Annotated in this window: 16 protein-coding genes; 7 read left to right on the forward strand and 9 right to left on the reverse strand. The window is 71.9% G+C overall.

The window, feature by feature from the left end:
* Window positions 1-161: 161 nt before the first annotated feature.
* The 5 genes from AB0C20_RS27405 to AB0C20_RS27425 all read left to right on the forward strand — a co-directional run bounded on the left by AB0C20_RS27405 (window position 162) and on the right by AB0C20_RS27425 (window position 6,216).
* Window positions 162-1,499 (forward strand): sensor histidine kinase, encoded by a 1,338-nt coding sequence (locus tag AB0C20_RS27405; RefSeq protein ID WP_357569046.1) that lies wholly within the window; start codon window positions 162-164, stop codon window positions 1,497-1,499.
* Entirely contained in the window at window positions 1,496-2,212 is a 717-nt protein-coding gene (locus AB0C20_RS27410; protein ID WP_357187173.1) for a response regulator transcription factor, read from the forward strand. The genes AB0C20_RS27405 and AB0C20_RS27410 overlap by 4 nt, the downstream gene beginning before the upstream one ends.
* A gap of 80 nt (window positions 2,213-2,292) precedes the next feature.
* The gene (locus tag AB0C20_RS27415; protein ID WP_357187176.1) at window positions 2,293-3,186 is read left to right on the forward strand and encodes an ATP-binding cassette domain-containing protein; all 894 of its coding nucleotides are present in this window, start codon (window positions 2,293-2,295) and stop codon (window positions 3,184-3,186) included.
* Window positions 3,183-4,244 carry an ABC transporter permease gene (locus tag AB0C20_RS27420; protein ID WP_357569047.1) on the forward strand — a complete coding sequence of 354 codons (1,062 nt, stop codon included), beginning with the start codon at window positions 3,183-3,185 and terminating at the stop codon, window positions 4,242-4,244. The genes AB0C20_RS27415 and AB0C20_RS27420 overlap by 4 nt, the downstream gene beginning before the upstream one ends.
* A gap of 178 nt (window positions 4,245-4,422) precedes the next feature.
* Window positions 4,423-6,216 carry a carbohydrate binding domain-containing protein gene (locus AB0C20_RS27425; protein ID WP_357569048.1) on the forward strand — a complete coding sequence of 598 codons (1,794 nt, stop codon included), beginning with the start codon at window positions 4,423-4,425 and terminating at the stop codon, window positions 6,214-6,216.
* 70 nt (window positions 6,217-6,286) lie between these two features.
* Here AB0C20_RS27425 and AB0C20_RS27430 read toward each other — a convergent pair whose 3' ends face one another.
* Window positions 6,287-7,315: a helix-turn-helix domain-containing protein gene (locus AB0C20_RS27430; protein WP_357187185.1), complete on the reverse strand. Its 1,029-nt coding sequence runs from the start codon at window positions 7,313-7,315 to the stop codon at window positions 6,287-6,289.
* Between the two features lie 253 nt (window positions 7,316-7,568).
* Here AB0C20_RS27430 and AB0C20_RS27435 point away from each other — a divergent pair, with 253 nt between their 5' ends.
* Window positions 7,569-8,546, forward strand: coding sequence for a helix-turn-helix domain-containing protein (locus AB0C20_RS27435; protein ID WP_357187188.1), 978 nt, complete (start codon window positions 7,569-7,571; stop codon window positions 8,544-8,546).
* Between the two features lie 12 nt (window positions 8,547-8,558).
* On the opposite strand, the gene AB0C20_RS27440 is transcribed toward AB0C20_RS27435, so the two are convergent.
* The 8 genes from AB0C20_RS27440 to pgsA all read right to left on the reverse strand — a co-directional run bounded on the left by AB0C20_RS27440 (window position 8,559) and on the right by pgsA (window position 15,465).
* A complete protein-coding gene (locus AB0C20_RS27440; protein WP_357187192.1) occupies window positions 8,559-9,176 on the reverse strand; it encodes a DUF402 domain-containing protein in 618 nt (205 codons plus the stop codon).
* 109 nt (window positions 9,177-9,285) lie between these two features.
* Window positions 9,286-10,038, reverse strand: coding sequence for a YebC/PmpR family DNA-binding transcriptional regulator (locus AB0C20_RS27445; protein ID WP_091401738.1), 753 nt, complete (start codon window positions 10,036-10,038; stop codon window positions 9,286-9,288).
* 282 nt (window positions 10,039-10,320) lie between these two features.
* Window positions 10,321-10,926: a pyridoxal 5'-phosphate synthase glutaminase subunit PdxT gene (gene pdxT, locus AB0C20_RS27450; RefSeq protein ID WP_357569049.1), complete on the reverse strand. Its 606-nt coding sequence runs from the start codon at window positions 10,924-10,926 to the stop codon at window positions 10,321-10,323.
* 103 nt (window positions 10,927-11,029) lie between these two features.
* Entirely contained in the window at window positions 11,030-11,947 is a 918-nt protein-coding gene (pdxS, locus tag AB0C20_RS27455) for a pyridoxal 5'-phosphate synthase lyase subunit PdxS (RefSeq protein ID WP_266303041.1), read from the reverse strand.
* A 147-nt stretch (window positions 11,948-12,094) separates the two neighbouring features.
* Window positions 12,095-12,598, reverse strand: coding sequence for a hypothetical protein (locus AB0C20_RS27460; protein ID WP_357569050.1), 504 nt, complete (start codon window positions 12,596-12,598; stop codon window positions 12,095-12,097).
* A gap of 81 nt (window positions 12,599-12,679) precedes the next feature.
* Window positions 12,680-13,840: a glycosyltransferase family 4 protein gene (locus tag AB0C20_RS27465; protein ID WP_357187200.1), complete on the reverse strand. Its 1,161-nt coding sequence runs from the start codon at window positions 13,838-13,840 to the stop codon at window positions 12,680-12,682.
* A gap of 16 nt (window positions 13,841-13,856) precedes the next feature.
* On the reverse strand, window positions 13,857-14,789 hold the full coding sequence (locus AB0C20_RS27470; protein WP_357187203.1) for a phosphatidylinositol mannoside acyltransferase: 933 nt from the start codon (window positions 14,787-14,789) through the stop codon (window positions 13,857-13,859).
* 46 nt (window positions 14,790-14,835) lie between these two features.
* A complete protein-coding gene (gene pgsA, locus AB0C20_RS27475; protein ID WP_330440843.1) occupies window positions 14,836-15,465 on the reverse strand; it encodes a phosphatidylinositol phosphate synthase in 630 nt (209 codons plus the stop codon).
* A 249-nt stretch (window positions 15,466-15,714) separates the two neighbouring features.
* Between pgsA and AB0C20_RS27480 the strand changes: the two genes are divergently transcribed.
* Window positions 15,715-17,871, forward strand: a complete 2,157-nt coding sequence (locus AB0C20_RS27480) for an elongation factor G-like protein EF-G2 (protein ID WP_357569051.1) — start codon at window positions 15,715-15,717, stop codon at window positions 17,869-17,871.
* The last annotated feature ends 73 nt before the right edge of the window (window positions 17,872-17,944 follow it).

Genomic DNA, 17,944 nt, shown 5'->3' on the forward strand with positions numbered 1-17,944 from the left:
CCGCTCGGTGCTGCTGGTCGGGCAGCCGGGGTTGAGCCCCGCGTCGGTGTACGCGTACGAGATCGGTGCTGCGGGCGCACTGAGCGCACCGAGACCGTCGGCGTGGCCGTGGCGGCGTGCCCGGTCGACGGGCCTGGTGGGCGGCGTGGCATCGTTCCCGGATGACAGTGGCAGCGCGAGACGAGTGGCGCCGGCCGGGTCCGACAGCGGAACAGCGCCGGTTCGACCTGTGGATCGGGCTGGCGGTGACCGTGCTGGCGGTGGTCAGCCTCACCCTGGCCCGCAGCGCCGGGGCATTCCTGCTGGGCCCACCACCATCCGGGCCGGAGCAGTTGTTCTGGACCGTCGCGGTGACCCTCCCGCTGATCTGGCGGCGACGCTGGCCGCTGGCGACCCTGCTGATCGTCTCGGTGGTGTTCATCTGCGCCCAGGCACGATCGGCACCGGAGACCCAGTTCTCCGCCTGGGCGCTGTTCTGCGTCATCTACACCGCCGGCGCCTGGGGGCAGGACCATCGGCTGGCCCGCCGGCTGCGGATCGGCGTGATCGCCACCATGTTCGCCTGGCTGGGTGTCTACTACGCCGTGACCATCGACCACATCCCCCCGGATGCCTTCGATGACGCGGTCGGACCGGTGCCACCAGTCCTCGCGGCAATGGTCACCGGTGTGCTGGTCAACGTGCTGACTCTCGGGTTCGCCTACTTCTTTGGTGAGACCGCCTGGGTGGCCGCGCGCCGTGAACACGAGCTGCGCGCCCAGGCCGAGGACCTGCGTCGGTCGCAGGCCGAGGGGCGGGAACGGGCGGTGCTCGGCGAACGGGTCCGGATCGCCCGGGAGCTGCACGACGTGGTCGCCCATCACGTGTCGGTGATGGGCGTGCAGGCGTCCGCCTGCCGCCGCGTGTTCGACCGCGACCCGGGCAAGGCCCGCGCGGCGCTCACCGCCATCGAGCAGAGCGCCCGCACCGCCGTCGACGAGCTGCGTCGGATGCTCGGCGTGCTGCGGACCTCCGCCGGCACCGACGCCGCGCCGCCGGCGGTTGGCGGCGTCGAACGGATCGACGAGCTGGTCGAGCGGGCTCGGGCCGCCGGGCTGACGGCCACCCTCGGGGTGTACGGCGACCCGGTCGCGTTGCCCGAATCGGTCTCCCAGACCGCCTACCGGGTGACGCAGGAGGCGGTGACCAACACCCTGAAGCACGCCGAGGCGGGCCTGCTCGACGTGCGGGTCCGTTACCTGGCCCGGGAGGTGGAGGTCGACGTGACCGACGACGGGCGGGGCGGTGGCCGGGCCGACACCGTCGGGTTGGGGCTGATCGGCATGCGTGAACGGGTCACCGCCCACGACGGCGACCTGGAGGCCGGGCCGCGGCCCGGCGGCGGCTGGCGGGTACGCGCTCGCTTCCCCCTGGCGGCGTCGGCGGACCTGCCGGTGGGCCCACAGCGGGAGCCGAGCGACAGGCAGCAGGCGGCAGCCGGCGCGGAGCCGTCGGCATGAGCGCGGCGGCCCAGCGGGCGCCCGACGCCGGACCGACTGTGCGGGTGCTGCTCGCCGATGACCAGCACCTCGTCCGTACCGGCTTCCGGGTCATCCTGGAGGTGGAGGACGACATCGAGGTGGTCGGTGAGGCCGCCGACGGCGAACGGGCGGTCACCATGACCCGAGCCACCCGCCCCGACGTCGTACTCATGGATGTGGAGATGCCCGGGATGGACGGCCTGGAGGCCACCCGGCAGATCGTCGCCGACGGCGCCGGGGCGCCCGCGGTGCTGATCCTCACCACCTTCGACCGCGACGACTACCTGTTCGCCGCGCTGCGGGCCGGGGCCAGCGGCTTCCTGCTCAAGAACGGCACGCCGGAGGAGCTGATCGAAGCGATCCGGGTGCTGGCCAGGGGCGACGGTCTGCTCGCCCCGGAGATCACCCGCCGGGTGATCTCCACCTTCGCCCGGCCCGGCGACCCGGCGGGCACCGCCCACCGGGGCCCGGACGCCGATGCCGCGCTGGCCGAGCTGACCCCGCGCGAACGGGAGGTGCTGATGCTGCTCGCCGCCGGGTCGAGCAACGCGGAGATCGCCACTGCCATCCACCTGGGCGAGGCGACGGTGAAGACGCACGTGAGTCGGGTACTGGCCAAGCTGGGCCTGCGCGACCGGGTGCAGGCCGTGGTGTTCGCGTACGAGAACGGGGTGGTCCGCCCCGGCGGGTGACGGTGTCCGCCGCGAGGTGGACCCGCCCGCTCACCCGCCGGGCGGACGGCGCGGCGGCGTCATCGATCTAGCGTGGGTGCGTGACCAGAACGCTTCGCCTCGACGGCGTCGACCGCAGCTTCGGCGACCGTCAGGTGCTCAGGAACGTGTCCTTCGAGGTGTCCGCCGGCCGGATGACCGGTTTCGTGGGCGCCAACGGCGCCGGCAAGACCACCACCATGCGGATCATCCTGGGCGTGCTCGCCCCCGACGCCGGCGAGGTGAGCTGGGGCGGCGCCACGCTGACCCGGCAGGACCGCCGGCGCTTCGGCTACATGCCGGAGGAACGGGGCCTCTACCCCAAGATGACCACCCGCGAGCAGGTGGCCTACCTGGGCCGGCTGCACGGGCTGGACGCCGCCGCGGCACGACGTTCCACAGACGCGCTGCTGGACCGGGTCGGGCTCGGCGAGCGCGGCGACGACCTGCTGGAGACGCTGTCGCTGGGCAACCAGCAGCGCGCACAGATCGCCGCCGCGCTCGTGCACGACCCCGAGGTGCTGGTGCTCGACGAGCCGTTCTCCGGCCTCGACCCGCTGGCAGTGGAGACCGTCGTGGCCGTGCTGCGGGAACGGGCCTCGGCCGGCGCGCCGGTGCTCTTCTCCAGTCACCAACTCGACGTCGTGGAGCGACTCTGCGACGACCTGGTGATCATCGGGGACGGGGTGATCCGGGCCGCCGGCAGCCGGCAGCAGCTGCGCGACTCGTACACGGTGCCCCGCTTCGAGTTGGTCGTGGAGCACGACGCCGGCTGGGTACGCGACCACCCCGGGCTGACAGTGGTCGAGTTGGACGGCGCGCGGGTGGTCTTCGACCTGGCGGCCGGCACCGACGAACAGCCCGTGCTGCGGGCTGCCCTCGCGCGCGGCCCGGTCCGCGCCTTCCGCCCGGTCAGCCCCTCGCTCACCGAGATCTTCCGAGAGGTCACCCAGTGACCGTCACCCAGGCCACCCGGCTGGTCGCCGAACGCGAGATCCGGGTCAAGCTGCGCGACCGTACCTTCCTGTTCGGCACGCTGTTCTTCCTGTTGATCGCCGCGGCCGGCACCATCCTGCCGCCGTTGTTCTCCGGCGGGCCGTCCACAGTGGCAGTGACCGAGAGCTTGGCCGCTCCGCTGCGTGCCGCCGGGCTGGAAGTCCGGGTCGTTTCCGACGACCGGGCCGCCGAGCAGGCCGTCCGCGACGACGACGTGGACGCTGCGGTGGTTACCGGACCGGCCGTCCTGGCCATCGACGACGCCCCCGACGACGTGGTGAAGGCCCTGAGCACCCAGCCGACCGTCCGCCTGCTCGACCCGGACGCTGTCGATCCGGTGGTGGCGTTCCTGGTGCCGTTCGTCTTCGCGTTCGTCTTCTTCATCACCTCGCAGACGTTCGGTGTGCAGATCGCGCAGAGCGTCATCGAGGAGAAGCAGACCCGGATCGTGGAGATCCTGGTCGCCGCCGTGCCGGTCCGGGCCCTGCTGGCCGGGAAGGTGGTGGCCGGGGCCATCCTGGCGTTCGCGCAGATCGCCCTGATCGCGGTGGTGGCGGTCATCGGGCTACAGATCGGCGACAGCGGAGGTCTGCTCAGCCTGCTCGCCCCGGCGATCGGCTGGTTCGTGCCGTTCTTCCTGATCGGTTTCGTGCTGCTCGCCGCCATGTGGGCCGCAGCCGGCGCGCTGGCCAACCGGCAGGAGGACATCGCCGCCGTCTCGACGCCGGTGCAGCTCGCCGTCATGCTGCCGTTCTTCGCGGTGATCTTCCTGAACGACAACGCCACAGCGATGCGGGTGCTGTCCTACCTGCCGTTCTCGTCGCCCACGGCCATGCCGCTGCGGCTCTTCACCGGCGACGCGGCCGGTTGGGAGCCGATCGTCTCACTGGTCCTCCTGGTGCTCGCCGCCGGCGCGTTCCTCCTCGCCGGGGCCCGGGTGTACGAGGGGTCGCTCCTGCGGACCAACGGCCGGACCTCGCTGCGTACCGCCTGGCGGGAGCGGGAGACGATCGGCTGAGCCAGCGGTCCGCCCCGCACGGGCGTCGGTGTCCTGTTCGGATACCGGCGCCCGCTGCCGTACGGCACCGTTCCGAGCGCTGTTCGGTGGCCGTGAACAGCGCGAACACTCCTACGTTGAGCCGATCCTCACGGCAACGACCTGGTCGTCGCCGGTTTCCGGACCGGAAAGGCTCTCGATGTCCCCACCGATCAACGCACGGCAACTCCGCCGTCTGCTCAGCGTCGTGCTCGCGGTCGCCCTCGCCAGCACCCTCACCGCCCTCGTCCGCCCCGCGCCGGCCACCGCCGCCCCGGGTGACCTCATCCTCAACGGCACGTTCGACAACGGCAGCACTCAGCCCTGGTGGACCCGGCTCGCCTCGACCAGCACCACTGTCAACGCCGGGCAACTGCGCGTCCGCACCAGCGCCACTGTGGGCAAGCCCGTCTGGGAGGACCTGGTCGGTCACTTCGAGTTCGGCGTGACGGCCGCGCAGTCGTACCGGCTGCAGTTCGACGCCTCGGCCGACGTCAGCCGTTCGCTGCGCGTCTCGGTCTCCCGGGCGGACACGCCCTTCACCTCCGCCGTCGACCAGAGCGTCACGCTGACGTCCTCGATGAGCCGGTTCACCTTCGACTTCGTGTCCCCGTTCGGCGACCCGAAGGCGGTGCTGCTGTTCCACCTCGGCGGCCAGACCGCCTCGACGGTCCGGTTGGACAACATCTCGCTCACCCCGCTGGCAGTGAACCCGGCCACCGACCCGATCCTGTACTGGAACGGTGTCCTGCTGTCCACCTACAAGGCGCTGGACCTGCCACCCACCTCCTCGTCCCGCGAGGCCGCCATCCTGCACGCGGCGATGCACGACGCCGCCGTCTCGGTCACCGGGGTCGGCAACCCCTACCGGGTACGAGTGCCGGTCAGCTACCCGGGCACCATGGACAACGTCGTGGCGCCGTCCCTGAACGCGGCCATCGACCGGGCCGCGTACGACGTGCTGACCGCCCTGTACGGCGGTCAGGGCCAGTCCTACTCCCAGGCCCTCACCGCCGCTGTCGCGCTCCGGCCGTCCGGGGTGAACGCCGCCGAGGTCACCCGTGGTGACACCGTCGGCGCGGCGGCAGCCGCCGCCAACCTCCAGGCCCGCGCCAACGACGGCTCCGGCAACGACACCGCGTATCCGGTGCAGGAGAACGTCCCCGGCGCGTGGCGGCCGACCAACGGCAAGGCGGCGGTCAGCCCGAACTGGGGATCGGTCACCCCGTTCGCGCTCACCTCGGGCCAGCAGTTCCGGCCCGGCCTGCCGGCCGGCGCCACCGGGTACGCCGACCTGCTCGGCAAGCAGGAGTACCGCACCCAGGTGCAGGAGATCCGCGACTACGGCGGTCAGACGTCGTCGCTGCGGACCCCGGAGCAGACGCAGATCGCGTTCTTCTGGGCCAACGACCTGGGGGGCACGTACAAGCCACCGGGTCAACTCTTCTCCCACACCCGGATCGTGTCGGAGCAGCGTCAGCTCGGCATCCTGGCCAACGCCCGGCTCTTCGGGCTGGTGGCCCTCGCCCTCGCCGACGCCGCCATCGCCGCCTGGGACGCCAAGTACCAGACGCCCATCGACCTGTGGCGGCCGGTGACGGCGATCGAGGCGGCGGAGGGCCCCGGTTGGCAGCCGCTGTCGAAGACCCGCGAGGGGGTGCCGTACACGCCGGCGTTCCCGGCCTACATCTCCGGGCACGCCACCTTCGCGGGGGCCTGGTCCGCGGTGATGAAGAGGTTCTTCGGCACCGACGCGATCGCTTTCGACGCCACCACTGACGATCCGCACGCCGTGGGCGTGGTCCGGCACATGACCGGCTTCGACGACGCCGCCGAGGAGAACGCGCTGAGCCGGATCTACCTCGGCGTGCACTATCGGTTCGACGCGGACGCCGGGCTCGCCACCGGCCGTTCCGTGGGTGCGTACGTCTTCGCCAACCGCCTGCGACCGTAATCGTCAGTCGGGACAACGGGGGGCTCCCCGTCCGGTTCGTGGACCGGGCGGGGAGCGTCACGCGTGACCGCTACGCCCCGCAGTTCCAGTGGCCGAAGCCGCCGGTACGAGACCAGACCTCCCGTGCCGTCCTGATGTTCCACGCCGCGTCCAGCGCCGTCTGGCGGTCGACTCCGAACCGGGACACCTCCGTGTCGCTGAACTGGAACAACCCCCAGCGCCGCGATCCGTCCTCGACGACCTCCACCCGGTACGGGTCCAAGCCGGACAGGCAGCGCGCCACCTGCACCGCCCCGGCCGGGTCCTCCGGGAACGTCCGCCGCAGATGTTTGCCGATCCGGTCCTCCGACCAGGTGGCGGGCACCTTGCGATCACCCGCCAACACGTCGAACAGCCGCTCGTCCGCTGTGCCACTGACCGGCAGGCCGCCAAACGCCTGCAACACCATCACCCGGCTGGTGGTGTCCGGGCCGAACCAGCCGTCGACCGGCACCGTGAGTCCGTCGGCCACCAGGTGTTCCTGGAGGCTCAGCACGCAGGGGCCGTACATGCCCTGGCGCAGCACCTCCGGGCAGCCAACGGTCGGCGAGCTGTCCACTGTGGGAGGGGTGAGAGGTCGCAGCGCCCCGGTCGCCCCGATCGTCAGGACACCGAGCACTGCCAGCAGCGCCAGCCGAAGCCAGCGACGGGCCGGCCAGGGCGCTTGGGGTCGCGGCGGTACCGAGCCGACGCTCGGGCGGATGTCCGCCGCGACGGTGGTGGACGGGCCGGCAGGGGTCGGTGCCGCGTCGCTGTCCCCTCGACCCTGCTCGCCGAGGCGAGCCTCGAGGTCCCGCCGTGTCTCCAGCCACCTGTCGACCTCGACCGCCGGGGTGCCGCAGGCGGCCAGCAGCGCGACGACTGTGCGTTCCCGAGGCAGCGTCGTCCGGCCCAGCATCGTCGCGAGGGTGCTCGGCGGCAGCCAGTGTCCGGCGGCCGAGGCTCGCCGGGCGAGCTCCCGATAGGTCAGACCGGAACGCCGCCGCACCTCCCTGAGCAACGCCACGTACTCCCCCGCCGTGGTCGCCTGCGGCACCGGATCTCGGGCAGCGTCATCCATCGAATCTCCCCCGTGTCGTTGGTGTGGTCGAGCCCGAGCCAGCGCCGGCACGAGCCCATCGGCCGTACACCGGTCAGCGGTGCGGCCATCGACGATGACGCTAGGTAACCCGGTCGGCCAGGACAATGCCCTGGTCGCCGTGCTGGGTTGTCCGGGCAGCTCACGGCAGCATGTCCGGATCTTGTCCGACCATCTCGGACAGTCACCCGGACCCGATTTGCCCTCGGGTCCGCGGTGTCTGAAGAATTGAGCGATGACCACGGGGGAGCTACGCCCGGACGACGCGTCCGACCCGGCCGAGTTCGTCGAGATGCTGCGCCAGCTCAAGGACCGGTCGGGGCTCACCTACCGGCAACTGGAGCAGCGTGCCGCGTCGACGGGTGACGTGCTGGCCCGCAGCACCGCGGCGGACATCCTGCGCCGGTCCACACTGCCGCGCCCCGAGGTGGTGGCCGCGTTCGTGCGAGCGTGTGGCGCGGGAGATCAGGTCGAGACGTGGCTACGGGCCCGGCACCGCCTCACGGCAGGTCAGTTGGCCCCGCCGTCGCCGGCAGCGGACCCACCGCCGGTCGACGCGGTCACGACAGTGGCCCCGGAGCAGTCTGGCCCGGCCCGCCCACGTTGGTTCGCGCGGCCCGCACCGCTGGCGCCGCTCGTCGTCGCCGCCCTGCTGGCCACGCTCGGCGTGGGCTTCTGGATCGAGCGACGCGACGACGAGCAAGGAAAGGCCCCCGCATCGGCGGGTGACGGTGCCCGTTCGCCGAGCGCGGGGCTCAGCCAGATCCGCCCCGTCCGCAGCCCGCACCTCTGCCTCACCGAGGGTCGCGATCGCACCGGCCAGTACACCAAGGAGATAGCGGTCCAGCGGCCCTGCTCGGAGGCCACCCCACCGGACACCTCGCTGGAACCGGTGGCCGACGGAATGTTCTTCATCCACTGGGTCCACCCGGTGCTCGGGAAGGGCTGCCTCACCGTCCGCGACGAGGATCCCGGCCGGGACCTGCTCGAACCCTGGAACGAGAAGGATTGCAGCGCGGACAGGCCGCAGCAGGTGTTCCACTTCGAACCGGCCGGAGCGACGCCCGGCGCGTACCGCATCCGGCCCGACCGTAGCGAGTTGTGCGTCGGCCTGCGCGACGACGACAGCGACGTGTCCGACGCGGCGCTGGTCGAGCCGTGCACCGGCGGCCCGGATCAGGTGTTCCTGGTCAACGCGCCGCCCGGGAACTGACCTCGGCGTCGCTCAGCGCGCGGGTGGCACCTGATCCCAGCCGGCGGGCAGCGGGGGCGCCGTCCAGGCAGGGTCGGGCTGCCAGGTGGCCCACGACGGGTCCCACCAGCGCTCACCCCCGTCGAGCAGGGCGGCGACCCGGTCACCCTCGGCCTGGATGGCGTCCCCCATGCCCGGGTAGCGCCCCTCGACGAGGCGCTGGGCGAACATCTCCACGTCCTTCCAGACGTACCGGTCGGCGTCCGCGGCCCACCACAGGTCCAGCTCGTGGTCCAGGGTGTCCACCCCGATCGGAGTACGCCGCACCGGGTCCTGGAGGTTGAAGTACCAGCCGGCGAAGTCGCGACCCGGCCCGGTCCAGAACACGTCGATCGAGTGCGCCTCACCGGGGCGTTGCAGCATCAGCTTGCCGTGCCCGGACCAGGAGCGGTGCCCGGCGGCCTCCCACGGGTGCCGCCCGCAGGGGAAGACGCCGGTGCCCGGGAAGCCGAACTCGGCCCCCGAGGGGAGGTAGAGGGCGAGCAGGTCAGGCGAATCCTCGACGCAGATCGTCGGGCAACCGAACCAGACCTCACCCCGCAGCACCTCACGCCGTACCACTGTGTCGCCAGGCGCGAACCGCTCCACCACCCCCGCATCCCTCCCTCGCCGCGATCTTGCACTTCCTGTTGACGATATGCCCCGCGTGACGCGGACTGTCGGGTCAGGAAGTGCAAGATCGCGGCGGGGTGAGGCGGGGTCAGGCGTCGACCGCCGCCATCACGTCGTCACTGACGTCGAAGTTGGCGTAGACGTTCTGGACGTCGTCGCAGTCCTCCAGGACGTCGATCAGCTTGAAGATCTTGCGCGCGCCCTCTTCGTCCAGCGGCACGTTGACGCTGGGGATCAGGGAGGACTCGGCCGACTCGTACTCGATGCCGGCGTCCTGCAACGCCGTGCGCACCGGGATCAGGTCGGTCGGCTCGGAGACCACCTCGTACGCCTCACCGATGTCGTTGACCTCTTCGGCGCCGGCGTCGAGGACGGCCAGCATCACGTCGTCCTCGCTGGTGCCCTCCTTGGGGACGATCACCACGCCCTTGCGGGAGAACATGTACGACACCGAGCCGGCGTCGGCGAGCGAGCCGCCGTTGCGGGTCAGCGCCGTCCGCACCTCGGTCGCCGCGCGGTTGCGGTTGTCGGTGAGGCACTCGATGAGCATGGCCACGCCGCTCGGGCCGTACCCCTCATACATGATCGTCTGCCAGTCGGCGCCGCCAGCCTCCAGGCCGGAGCCACGCTTGACGGCGCGGTCGATGTTGTCGTTCGGCACCGAACTCTTCTTCGCCTTCTGGATGGCGTCGAAGAGCGTTGGATTCCCGGTGGGGTCGCCGCCGCCGATCCGCGCGGCCACCTCGACGTTCTTGATCAGCTTGGCGAACATCTTGCCGCGCTTGGCGTCGATGACGGCCTTCTTGTGCTTGGTCGTCGCCCACTTTGAGTGGCCGGACATCTTCTACCTCCGTTGCTACCCGCCGTCTGCATCGACCGCACCGCTCACGCCCCGCTCCCGCCGGCGCACGCGGAGGTGCCGGTCAGCTCTGGTGGAAGCCGTGGCGGGCAGATGGCCCTGCCGAATCTCCGCAATCCTACCGACGTCCCCCGGGTCCCTGTCATGCACCGCGCACGGCACTATCGCCCGGCCCCGACGGACCAGGGCAGACGGGACAAAAACCCTGGGCGAAGCCACTACCGCAGCGAGCATCATGGACAGCCCGGCGCGGTCGGCCGCCGTTCAGCAGGCGGCGCGGACCAGGTCCACGAAGTACGCGTGCACCCGCAGGTCACCGGTGAGCTCCGGATGGAACGAGGTGGCCACCAGGTGGCCCTGTCGCACCGCAACGATCCGGTCGGCGGCCGGGCCGCCGGACACCACCCCGATGACCTCGACGCCGGCACCGACCCGCTCCACCCACGGCGCGCGGATGAACACCGCGTGGAACGGCTCGCCCGGCACCCCGACGACGGTCACCGGCGCCTCGAACGAGTCGACCTGCCGGCCGAACGCGTTGCGCCGGACCGTCATGTCGATGCCGGCGAAACCCCGCTGATCGGGTCGGCCGTCGAGCACCTCGGTCGCCAACATGATCATGCCGGCACAGGAGCCGTAGACCGGCATGCCGTCGGCGATCCGCTTGTCGATCGGCTCGCGCATCTCGAAGATGTCCGCCAGCTTGCTCATGGTGGTGGACTCCCCGCCGGGAATGACCAGGCCGTCGACCGCGTCCAGCTCCGCCGGACGGCGGACCGGGCGAGCGTCAGCGCCCGCCGCGGCCAGCGCCGCCACGTGCTCGCGGACGTCGCCCTGAAGCGCGAGCACACCGATCACGGGTGCCGTCATGGCCGCACCGTTCCTCTCCGCGTCCGTCGCCCGGAAAGAGCGCTCACCAACCAGTAACTCCCTCGCGACTGCGGGGCTCGCAAGAGCGGCTCACTCCTCGCGCTCACCAACCGCGCTCGGCCAGGCGGTGCGGCTGCGGGATCTCGTCGACGTTGATGCCGACCATCGCCTCGCCGAGGCCCCGGGAGACCTTGGCCAGCACGTCCGGGTCGTCGTGGAAGGTCGTCGCCTTGACGATCGCGGCGGCCCGCTGAGCCGGGTTGCCCGCCTTGAAGATGCCGGAACCGACGAAGACACCCTCGGCGCCGAGCTGCATCATCATCGCCGCGTCGGCCGGCGTGGCGATCCCGCCCGCGGTGAACAGCACCACCGGCAGCTTGCCGCTCTCGGCGACCTCCTTGACCAGCTCGTACGGGGCCTGCAACTCCTTGGCCGCGACGTACAGCTCGTCGGCCGGCAGCGAGGACAGCCGGGCGATCTCCTGGCGGATCTTCCGCATGTGGGTGGTGGCGTTGGAGACGTCACCGGTGCCCGCCTCGCCCTTGGAGCGGATCATCGCCGCGCCCTCGGTGATCCGGCGCAGCGCCTCGCCCAGGTTGGTAGCGCCACAGACGAAGGGCACCGTGAACGCCCACTTGTCGATGTGGTTCGCGTAGTCGGCCGGGGTCAGCACCTCGGACTCGTCGACGTAGTCCACGCCGAGCGACTGGAGGATCCGCGCCTCCACGAAGTGGCCGATGCGCGCCTTGGCCATCACCGGGATGGAGACCGCCTCGATGATCCCGTCGATCATGTCGGGGTCGCTCATCCGGGACACCCCACCCTGCGCGCGGATGTCGGCGGGCACCCGCTCCAGGGCCATCACCGCGACGGCGCCGGCGTCCTCAGCGATCTTGGCCTGCTCGGCGTTGACGACGTCCATGATCACGCCGCCCTTGAGCATCTCGGCCATGCCACGCTTCACGCGGGCGGTGCCGACGACAGGGGCCGTACCGGTGTTCGAGGCGGTGTTTTCGGGCACGGGTCATCGCTCCTTGGACATGCTCTGGGGGTGGCAGCGAAAATGCTACGCGCGGTTCAACGCCGCACCGACAGCCAATCAGACCCCCGGTGGCCTGCACTGTGGCAGTGGTCACCGGCTCGCCCACGTCCAATCGGGAGCAGGAGGTCAGGCGGCGGGAACGTCCGCCGGCACGACGAGGGTCGGGTCGTCGATGTCGAAGTAGCGCGGCCAATCCCGGCCCCGTCCCATCCGCAACAGCCGCACCAGCGGCCGGCTGCGCGCCGAGCGGGCGTCCCGGACCAGGTCGGTGTGCACCTGCCGGGACAACGCGAGCCGACGACTCGCGGCGATGACCGCCACGCAGTCCGGGTCGCCCGGGTCCAACTGGACACCGCGCAACTGGCGGGTGAGGTCGTTCTCGGCCGCCTCCCGCTCGTCCGGACTGGCGTCCAGGGCGATCCGGGCAGCCGCGTACAGCTCGACGCCGAAACGCCGCTCAGCCAGGACCGCGGCTGCCGCCGCGCGGCGCAGCAGGTGGGCGTCGAGGGCCCGGGCCGCCAGCTCCGCGCGGCCCTGTAGCCGCTCCACCCGGCCGGCGGTCCAGATGAGGTACGCCGCGACCAGCCCCACGACCACGCTCGCGGCCACCACCCACCACATGTGCGGCATCGTAGTGCTGCTCCGTTTCGTCCGATTGGGCGCGGCCGGACCGGTCCCACCGGTCACCCCCGCACCATCCGTCACACCGGCTCAGCTCAGCCCCACCCATTCCTGGTCGATGACCCGCCCGTCGGTTGCCTCGATCGCCGCTGCGTATACCTCCAGAACGCGGCGAGCAACCACCGGCCAGTCGAAATTCGCGACCACCTGATCGCCGCAGGCACTCAGCGCGGCCCGCGCGGCCGGGTCGTCCAGCAGCTCGGCCAGCACGTCACGCAGCCCCACCGGGTCGCCGGTGGGGAAGAGCCGACCGGCCCGCCCACCGTCGAGCACCCGCCGGAAGGCGTCCAGATCACTGGCGATGACAGTCGTACCCGCGGCGAGGGCCTCGGTGAGGATCATGCCGAACGACTCACCGCCGGTGTTCGGCGCGACGTAGAGGTGCACACTGCGCAGCATGCGCGCCTTGTCCGCTTCGCTGACCAGGCCGAGGAACGTGATCTGCTCGTGCAGTTCGGCGGGGAACTGGTCGTACAGGTCGTCGGGGTCACCCGGGCCGGCGACGAGCAACCGCAGACCGGGCCGGGTGGCGGCCAGCGCCACGAACGCGTCGCGCAGGACCGGGAAGCCCTTGCGTGCCTCCGTGAACCGGCCCAAGAAGCCGAGCGTGCCGCCGGTGCCAACTGCGCACTCCCCCGGCCAGCCCGGCAGCGGCTCTGCGTCGGCGAACTTGGCCACCGCCACCCCGTTGGGGATCTCCACCGCACCGCCGTCCATGTGCTCGACCTGCACCTTGCGGGCCAGCGCGCTCACCGCGATCCGGGCCGTGATCCGCTCCAACACGATCTGAAGCACACCCTGCGCGGCGGCGAGGACCCGCGAACGGGTCATCGCGGTGTGGAACGTGGCCACCACCGGGCCGCGGGCGGAGAGCACGGCCAACAGCGACAGGCTCAGCGTGAGCGGCTCGTGCACGTGCAGCACGTCGAAGTCACCGTTGGTGATCCATCGCCGGACCCGGGCGGTCGACACCGGGCCGAACGCGATCCGGGCAACCGACCCGTTGTACGGCAGCGGGACGGCCCGGCCGGCGGACACCACGTACTCCGGCAGCGGCGAATCCTCGTCGGCCGGCGCGAGCACGCTGACCTCGTGGCCCAGCGTGATCAGCGCCTCGGCGAGGTCCATGACGTGGTTCTGCACCCCACCGGGCACGTCGAAGGAGTACGGGCACACGATGCCGATCCGCATCCGTCAGCCCACCTCCTCAGGCCTGGCCGGAGGCCGACGAGGGCAGCGCCGCGCCCTCCCCCGACCTCGCCTGGTCCAGCCACATCCGCTGCAACATGTGCCAGTCTTCCGGATGGCGGGCGATACCCGCCGCCAGACCGTCGGCGATCAGCTGGGTCAGCGACCGGACCCGCTGGTCCAGCGGCCCCACCTCGGGGCCCGGCACCGGCAACGGACCAGCCAGCGACGCGCGGGCGGCATCCGGTTCGAACCACAGCGAGGCCACGTAGAGCGGCGCGCCGGTGTGCAGCGCGAGCAACGCCGGCCCGGCGGGCATCCGGGTCTTCCCGCCGAAGAAGTCCACCTCCACCCCTCGGGCGGAGAGGTCCCGGTCGGCCAGCAACGGCACCACAGCACCGGCCCGCACCCGGTCCAGCAGCACGTCGAACGCCGGACGCGGCCCCCCGTGGGTCGGCAGGATCTCCATCCCCAGACTCGCCCGGAAGGCCAGGAAGCGCTTGTAGACGCCCTCCGGCTTGAGCCGCTCCATGACTGTGGTGATCGGCCAACCGGTGGCCGCCACCCAGGCGCCCGCGGCATCCCAGTTACCGGCGTGCGGCAGGGCCACTACCGCGCCCCGTCCGGCGGCCACGTCGGCGGCGAGCAGCTCGGCGCCGTCGAGCCGGAAACCGGACAGGATCTGCGACCGGCTCAGGGCGGGCAGCCGGAACGCCTCCATCCAGTACCTGGCGTACGAGCGCAACCCGCGCTTGACGAGATCGTCCAACTCGGCGTCGGGCAACTCCGGGCCGACCACCCGGCGCAGGTTCGCGCGCAGTCGGGACGTACCCCCGCCGCCGGCGCGGTGGGCGCGGTCCGCGCCCGCCTGGAACGCCGCCGCCACCAACGGCCGGGGTAGCGCACGGACCACCCGCCACCCGGCGATGTAGCCCAGCTCGGTGAGGTTCACGCGACTCTGCCGCCGGTCGTTCGACGCCGGGTCGCCGGCACGCCGCTCATGCCTGGCCGTCCGGCTGGAGCTGCTGGGCCTGGCGGTAGACGTGCGTCATCCGCTGCCCCACCGTGAAGATCGACACGGCGGCGAGCAGCCAGAGCGCGATCTCCAGGGCCGGATCGACACCGACGCCGGTGAGGATTCCGCCGACCCCGACGATCAGCAGTCGCTCGGTGCGTTCGGCGATGCCCACGTTGCAGGTCATGCCGAGCCCTTCGGCGCGGGCCTTGACGTAGGACACCAGGCTGCCGGCAGCCAGGCACACCAACGCGGCGGCCACGCCGGAGTAGTTGCCCTGCGTGGCCAGCCAGTACGCGACGGCGCCGAAGACGGCGCTGTCGGCGACCCGGTCCATGCTTGAGTCGAGGAACGCGCCGAACTTGGTGGAGCCGCCGCTCATCCGGGCCATCGTCCCGTCGAGCAGGTCGGTGAGCGCGAACAGGGTGACGATCAACGCGCCCGCGACCAGGTGGCCGCGGGCACCGAAGCCGAGCGCGCCGACGAGCACACCAACGGTGCCCGCGACGGTGACGGCATTGGGGGTGACGCCCGCGCGCAGCAGGGCGCGGGCAATCGGCTCGACGACGCGGGTCATCCCCGCGCGGGCCGACACTTGGAAGATCTTCGCCATGGCGGTCCCCACGATAACGGTCCGCCCAGCTCCGGCGATACGGACGGTACCGCCGACCCGCCCGGGGGAGGCTTGTGCCTACCCGGCAACGGGTGTGAGATCGAGCCGGGAGGTGAGCCAGCTCACCCGTCCGCCCGTCCCGTTCCCGCTGTGCAGCAGACCACCGGAGGATATCGCCGCGCACTCGCCCCGGGCCGCTACCCGTCGCGCGGCGGTCGCCACCACCACCGGCTGAGGGAGGTGCGCCCCATGGCGCAGAAGAGTCACGAGAAGGGTTCCACCGGCGGCACGCCGGTGGTCACCGAGCCCGAGCGGGTTCGCAACGTGGTGCTCGTCGGGCACTCCGGGGCGGGCAAGACCACACTGGTCGAGGCCCTGCTCGCGGCGACCGGCACGATCGGCCGCGCCGGCACCGTTGTCGACGGCACCACTGTCGGCGACCACGACCCCGCGGCCGTACGCCAGCAGCGCTCGGTCAGCCTGTCCTGCGCACCGCTGCTGCACAACGGCATCAAGGTCAACCTGCTGGACACCCCCGGGTACGCCGACTTCGTCGGCGAGCTGCGCGCCGGGCTGCGGGCCGCCGACGCCGCGCTCTTCGTGGTCTCCGCCGCGGGCGGCATGGACGCGGCCACCGTCGCGCTCTGGGAGGAGTGCGCAGCCGTCGACATGCCCCGCGCGGTCGCGGTGGCTCGACTGGACCAACCCCGCGCCGACGTCGACGAGACGGTGGCGCTCTGCCAGCGCCTCTTCGGTGACAACGTGATGCCCCTCTACCTGCCGATGCTCGGCGACGACGGGGTGTCCACCGAAGGTCTGCTCGGCCTTATCACCCGTCGGGTCTTCGACTACAGCGCCGGGCTGCCCGCCGACGTCCGCGACCCGGACCCGGAGCACCAACGGGCCATCGACGAGTCCCGCGACGAGCTGATCGAGGGAATCATCGCCGAGAGCGAGGACGAGACCCTCATGGACCGCTACCTCGACGGCGAGGAGATCGGCGACGAGGTGCTCATCGACGACCTGGAGAAGGCGGTCGCCCGGGGCCACTTCTACCCGGTGGTGCCGGTCTGCGCCCAGACCGGTGTCGGGCTGGACGTGCTGCTGGAGGTGCTGACCGCCGCGTTCCCGTCGCCGCTGGAGCACGAACTGCCGGCGGTGGCCGGCGTGGACGGCTCACCGCGTCCGCCGCTGAGCTGCGACCCGGCCGGGCCGCTGGTCGCCGAGGTCGTCAAGACCACCATCGACCGCCACGTCGGTCGCGTCTCGCTGGTCCGGGTCTTCTCCGGCACGCTGCGCCCCGACCAGACCGTGCACGTCTCCGGGCACGGCATGGCCGAACGCGGGCACCCCGACCACGACGCCGACGAGCGGGTCGGGCACATCTACACCCCGCTGGGCGCCACACTGCGGGAGGTGTCGCTCTGCGTGGCCGGTGACATCTGCGCGATCACCAAGTCGGGCAGCGCCGAGACCGGCGACACCGTCTCGACCATTGACGACCCGCTGCTGATCGCCCCCTGGGAGATGCCGGAGCCGCTGCTGCCGGTGGCGATCGCCGCCCGTAGCCGCGCCGACGAGGACGCCCTGGCCCGCAACCTCGCCCGCCTCGTCGCCGGCGACCCCACGCTGCGGCTGGAGCGCAACCCGGAGACCCACCAACTGGTGCTCTGGTGCATGGGCGAGGCACACGCGGACGTGGTGCTCGACCGGCTGCGCGCCGGCGGTGTCGAGCTAAACACCGAGCCGGTCAAGGTGTCGCTGCGCGAGACGCTGACAGCGCCCGCGAAGGGGCACGGCCGCCACGTCAAGCAGTCCGGCGGCCACGGCCAGTACGCGGTCTGCGACATCGAGGTCGAGCCGCTACCCCGCGGCAGTGGCTTCGAGTTCGTCGACCGGGTGGTCGGCGGCGCGGTGCCGCACAACTACATCCCATCGGTGGAGAAGGGCGTCCGCGCCCAACTGGAGCGCGGGCTGGTCGCCGGGCACCCCGTGGTGGACCTGCGGGTGACACTGGTCGACGGCAAGTCGCACAGCGTCGACTCCTCCGACTCGGCCTTCCAGACCGCCGGCGCGCTGGCGCTGCGCGACGCCGCCGAGCGCGGCCAGCCGGCCCTGCTGGAGCCGATCGACGAGGTCACCATCCGGGTTCCGGACGGCTCGGTGGGCACGGTGATGGGCGACCTGTCCGGCCGACGCGGCCGGGTGCTCGGCACCGAGCCGGACCCGGACACCGAGGGCCGCACCCTCGTCCGCGCCGAGGTGCCGGCCACGGAACTGCTTCGGTACGCCGTCGAGCTGCGCTCCATGACGGCCGGCACCGGTACCTTCCGCCGCCACTTCGTCCGCCACGACCCCATGCCCGCCCACCTGGCCGACCAGACCCGCAAGGAACAACTCCCCTAACCCCAGCCCAGCCCCGCCCCCCCCCCCCCCCCCCCCCCCCCCCCCCCCCCCCCCCCCCCCCCCCCCCCCCCCC

It is taken from the genome of Micromonospora sp. NPDC048843 (genome assembly GCF_040649965.1).
GTDB lineage: Bacteria > Actinomycetota > Actinomycetes > Mycobacteriales > Micromonosporaceae > Micromonospora > Micromonospora hortensis.

Bases quoted from the DNA above. Each gene is read 5' to 3' on its own strand.
- AB0C20_RS27405 (WP_357569046.1), top strand. From the start codon at position 162: ATGACAGTGGCAGCGCGAGACGAGTGGCGCCGGCCGGGTCCGACAGCG.
- AB0C20_RS27410 (WP_357187173.1), top strand. From the start codon at position 1,496: ATGAGCGCGGCGGCCCAGCGGGCGCCCGACGCCGGACCGACTGTGCGG.
- AB0C20_RS27425 (WP_357569048.1), top strand. From the start codon at position 4,423: ATGTCCCCACCGATCAACGCACGGCAACTCCGCCGTCTGCTCAGCGTC.
- AB0C20_RS27430 (WP_357187185.1), bottom strand. From the start codon at position 7,315: ATGGATGACGCTGCCCGAGATCCGGTGCCGCAGGCGACCACGGCGGGG.
- AB0C20_RS27435 (WP_357187188.1), top strand. From the start codon at position 7,569: ATGACCACGGGGGAGCTACGCCCGGACGACGCGTCCGACCCGGCCGAG.
- AB0C20_RS27445 (WP_091401738.1), bottom strand. From the start codon at position 10,038: ATGTCCGGCCACTCAAAGTGGGCGACGACCAAGCACAAGAAGGCCGTC.
- pdxT (WP_357569049.1), bottom strand. From the start codon at position 10,926: ATGACGGCACCCGTGATCGGTGTGCTCGCGCTTCAGGGCGACGTCCGC.
- AB0C20_RS27460 (WP_357569050.1), bottom strand. From the start codon at position 12,598: ATGCCGCACATGTGGTGGGTGGTGGCCGCGAGCGTGGTCGTGGGGCTG.
- AB0C20_RS27465 (WP_357187200.1), bottom strand. From the start codon at position 13,840: ATGCGGATCGGCATCGTGTGCCCGTACTCCTTCGACGTGCCCGGTGGG.
- pgsA (WP_330440843.1), bottom strand. From the start codon at position 15,465: ATGGCGAAGATCTTCCAAGTGTCGGCCCGCGCGGGGATGACCCGCGTC.
- AB0C20_RS27480 (WP_357569051.1), top strand. From the start codon at position 15,715: ATGGCGCAGAAGAGTCACGAGAAGGGTTCCACCGGCGGCACGCCGGTG.